General features: G+C 72.8%; 4 protein-coding genes and 1 pseudogene. 2 read left to right on the forward strand and 3 right to left on the reverse strand.

Annotated features, from left to right (window positions below):
* Positions 1–900, reverse strand: a pseudogene (locus BZY54_RS21700) (SUKH-4 family immunity protein); the annotation flags it as partial.
* Positions 901–909: 9 nt separating this feature from the next.
* Positions 910–1,908, reverse strand: a complete 999-nt coding sequence (locus tag BZY54_RS21705) for an SMI1/KNR4 family protein (RefSeq protein WP_086726933.1) — start codon at positions 1,906–1,908, stop codon at positions 910–912.
* Positions 1,909–2,226: 318 nt separating this feature from the next.
* Here BZY54_RS21705 and BZY54_RS21710 point away from each other — a divergent pair, with 318 nt between their 5' ends.
* Both BZY54_RS21710 and BZY54_RS21715 read left to right on the forward strand, forming a co-directional pair.
* Positions 2,227–2,751, forward strand: a complete 525-nt coding sequence (locus BZY54_RS21710; RefSeq protein ID WP_086726935.1) for a YwqJ-related putative deaminase — start codon at positions 2,227–2,229, stop codon at positions 2,749–2,751.
* Between the two features lie 55 nt (positions 2,752–2,806).
* On the forward strand, positions 2,807–3,301 hold the full coding sequence (locus BZY54_RS21715; RefSeq protein ID WP_086726937.1) for an SUKH-3 domain-containing protein: 495 nt from the start codon (positions 2,807–2,809) through the stop codon (positions 3,299–3,301).
* Positions 3,302–3,348: 47 nt separating this feature from the next.
* On the opposite strand, the gene BZY54_RS21720 is transcribed toward BZY54_RS21715, so the two are convergent.
* The coding region (locus BZY54_RS21720; RefSeq protein WP_341868696.1) for an ATP-binding protein at positions 3,349–3,697 on the reverse strand (349 nt) is incomplete at its 5' end.

Below are 3,697 nucleotides of genomic sequence, written 5' to 3' on the forward strand. Positions count from 1 at the left end.
ACCCGGCGGCGGAGGCGGAGTGCCGGGCACCGCCGGACCCCCCGGAACACCCGCAACCGCAGCACCGGCCACCCCCGGCGCACCCGGCCCCTGCGGATAGCCGTACGACGGACCACCCGGCGGCGGAGGCGGAGTACTGCCCTGGGGTGTGCCCGGTCCGGCGGGATCGTCGAGTGCGGGCGCCAGCGCCGTGCGCGGAAGGCGGCTGCCGCCCTCTATCAGCGCCGTCTTGGCGTCCGGTGCGGCCCCCGGCGGCGGGGCGTCGTCGTCGGCGTCGCTCAGCGGCGGCGCGAACACGGTCGCGGGCAGCGGTACGGAACGGTCGTCCCCGCCCTCCGCGTTGGTGTCCGTCCCGGCCCACGGGGTCGCCCCGGCGGGCGTCCCCGCGGTACCGGGCGCAGCGGGCGCCACGGGGGCGCCCGTACCGGCCCCGGCGGACCCGCTCACCGGCACCCCGGCCTGCGTCCGCGGCAGCGAGCCGTCCCCGGCACCCGCACCACCGCTTCCGCCGCGCCGGTCCGGGATCCCCAGCTTGTCCGCCGCCTCCTGCAACCACTCCGGCGGGCTCAGCAGGAACGACGTCTGGTTCAGATCCACCCGGGCGGGAGGCGCCGCAGGCGCGGCGTCCACGACGCCGTCCGGCCCGCCGTACTCCTCCTCGTACCGCCGGATCACCTCACCCACCGGCAGCGCGGGCCACAGCGTGGCCTCACCGCTGTCCCGCGCGATCACCAGCCGCTGCGCACCGCCGTCCGACCGCGGTCCGTCGGCACGGTCCTCGGCCCACACCACGAAACCGAGGTCGAACTCCCGTACCCGCACCTCACGGTGCTGATACGCCGGCACATCACCGTTGATCCACTCTTCCGCGCGCTCCTGCGCCTGTGCGAAGGTCACCATCGCTGAAGCTCACTCCCCCACCGACGACACGGAAGAGACCGGGACGGCACGGGCGAAACCACCGTCCACCATCAGGTTCGCCACCGTCTCCAACTCCGGCGGAGACCCCGCCAGCCGGGACAGGAAAGCATCGAAGTCCGCGCCGCACGGCAACAGCAGCCGCTCCACCCGCTCGGCCTGCGACCACGCCGGATCGGCATCCCGGACGTCGTCGTACGCGCAGAACCACACCGACCCGGTCCGCTCGCCCTTCACCTTCACGGCCAGCAGCCCGCCCTGCACGAAACCCACCCCCAGGTAGTCCTTGGTCAGGTGGTCGCGCAGGCACTTGTTGACGTACACCAGGTCGTTGACCGCCGCCTCCTCGCGCACCGTGAAGAACGGCTGGTCGATCAGCAGCCCCAACTCCGCGTCCAGCGCCGTCCCGACCGGCGCGCAACCACCCGCCGCCCGCAGGAACGACCGGTACGCCCCCGGCAGCCGGTACCCCAAGTCCTCCTCGACCTGCTGCACCTGCTGCTCCGACACCGCCGCACCCGACTTCGGCAACCCGAAGTGCGCCGGCCTCGTCTCCTGCAACGGCCGTGTACCGCGCTTGGCCTGGTCGACGTTCGCGGTCGCGATCCCGCCGTGGTGGCGCAGCAGCGCCTTCACCTCCACCGGGACCAGCTCCAGACGCCGGCCGCCCGCCACGTGGTGCCACGTCCAGCCGTGCGGAGTCGCCACACTCGGCACCGTGTCCCACAGCTCGTGCCCCGACGCCGCCAGCGCCGCGTTCGCGGAGACGTAGTCCGTCAGCCGCAACTCGTCGACACCGAAGCCCTCCGGCGGCTCCGCGATCTCCGCCGCCGCCCGAGCGTACGGCGAGAAGTCGGGGTAACCACGCTCGTCCACCCGCACCCCTCTCGGGTGACGGGCGGCCCGTACCGGGTCCGGGAAGTGCACGACCTGCCCGGCATAGGCCGCGTTCGGCGGCGCGGCTTGCTGCCCGAGCCGACCTGCTGTCATGGCGGTTGCCCCCTGCGGCACTCTGTACGGCCCACGATGGGGACGACTTCCCGTGCCGTCCCACCAAGACCCGTATCGACTACTACTCTCCGACGCGTCGACCGCGCGCATCGCGGCGTGCCGACAGCCTATGCGGTACGCCGACACCGGTCACCGGCCCTCCACCCACCGAACCCGACCTCCACACCGCCCGGACATGACCAGCCGTCACCCCGCGGTGACGCACCGCCCCGGCCCTGGCGTGTCGCACCGCCCCAGCTTCCGCACCCGCCACGCGATTTGGCACTCTGTGTCCTCTGGGGGGATGCTCGGGAGGGGATGATGATCATGAACGCGACGCAGACGGGACCACACGCCAGCGCCTCCGGCGACCCGAGGATCGGCTGGAGCAGCACCGAGACACCGCACGCACCCACCCTGCGCCACCGCCGCGACGGCATACTCCCCACCATCGCCGCCGCCCTGTCCGTACGCGGCGCCACCCTCACCGGCACCGCCGCCCGCGGCGAGGAACCCCCCGCCCTGCACCCCCTCGTCCAGGACTTCCTCGACACCCTCACCAGCGCCCAACGCGACCGCTTCACCGGCCGCTGCGCCGAGACCATCCTCATCTCACGGCACATCAGCGCCGCCGACACGGGCCGCAGCAAACGCGCCGCCCGCAAACCCATGACCAACGGCGAAGCCCGCAAAGCCCTCAAACAGGCCAAACTCACCGCCCGGCGCATCCGCGAGGACGGCGACCCCCTGCACGGCAGCTTCGCCACCCCCTGCCGCGCCTGCACCGCGCTCAGCGCCCACTTCGGCGTCCGCATCGTCGACCCGACGGACGACCAGGCCTGACGCCCCACACCCCGGCCACACCGCGCACCGCACGGCCTCGACGAACGAAGGGCAGATGCATCCCGACCGCCACACGACCACACGCTTCGCCGTACCCGTCGACGCCGCCCTGCGCGCCGCCGGCTGGCAACCCGGACGCTGGGACATAAAACAGGCCGAAGTATGGGCCGACGCCCTGCGCGACCACACCTCCCCCGCCGGGCACCGGCACACCGTCTTCCCCGCAGCCGTCGAAGCCTGGGCCGAATTCGGCGGCCTGCGCATCACCCCCACCGGCACCGGCCGCCAGATCGCCCCCACCACCCTCGACCTCGACCCACTGCACGGCCTGCACATGGCCCGCACCCTCGGCGACCTCGGCCGCGCCCTCGACACCGAGGTCTGCCCCCTCGGCACCGAGACCGACACCCAGTCCCTGCTCGCCATCGACGCCGAAGGCCGCGTCTACGCCCTCGACCACACCGGCGACTGGTACCTCGGCCCGGACATCGACCAGGCCCTGTCCGCCCTCATCTCCGGCACAGCCCCGGTACGCCTGACAACGGGCTGACGGACACCCGGGACAACCGAACGAAAAACAGCAGAAGACGCCGGCCCCTACGAGGCAGGAATCACCGCCGACACCCTGAAGCCCCCGGCATCCGTCGGTCCCGACACGAACACGCCGCCCAGCGCCACGACCCGCTCCCTCATCCCGAGCAGACCGTTCCCACCGGACGGCAACCGCGCCGACGACGCCGACGACAACTCCGGCGGCGGCCCGTTCTCCACCTGCATCGCGATCTCCGAATCCCGATGCGCGAGCCGCACACGCGTCTTCGCCCCCGCCGCGTGCTTGTGGACGTTCGTCAACGCCTCCTGCACCACACGGTAGGCCGTCTGCTCGATCTCCGGACCATAGGACCGCGCCTCACCCTCCACCGAGAGATCCACCACCATCCCCGCC

Source organism: Streptomyces carpinensis, assembly GCF_002154505.1.
Taxonomy (GTDB): domain Bacteria; phylum Actinomycetota; class Actinomycetes; order Streptomycetales; family Streptomycetaceae; genus Streptomyces; species Streptomyces carpinensis.

What these genes read in the sequence shown, in the direction of transcription:
- BZY54_RS21710 (WP_086726935.1), top strand. Translation starts at nt 2,227, where the DNA reads ATGATGATCATGAACGCGACGCAGACGGGACCACACGCCAGCGCCTCC.
- BZY54_RS21715 (WP_086726937.1), top strand. Translation starts at nt 2,807, where the DNA reads ATGCATCCCGACCGCCACACGACCACACGCTTCGCCGTACCCGTCGAC.
- BZY54_RS21705 (WP_086726933.1), bottom strand. Translation starts at nt 1,908, where the DNA reads ATGACAGCAGGTCGGCTCGGGCAGCAAGCCGCGCCGCCGAACGCGGCC.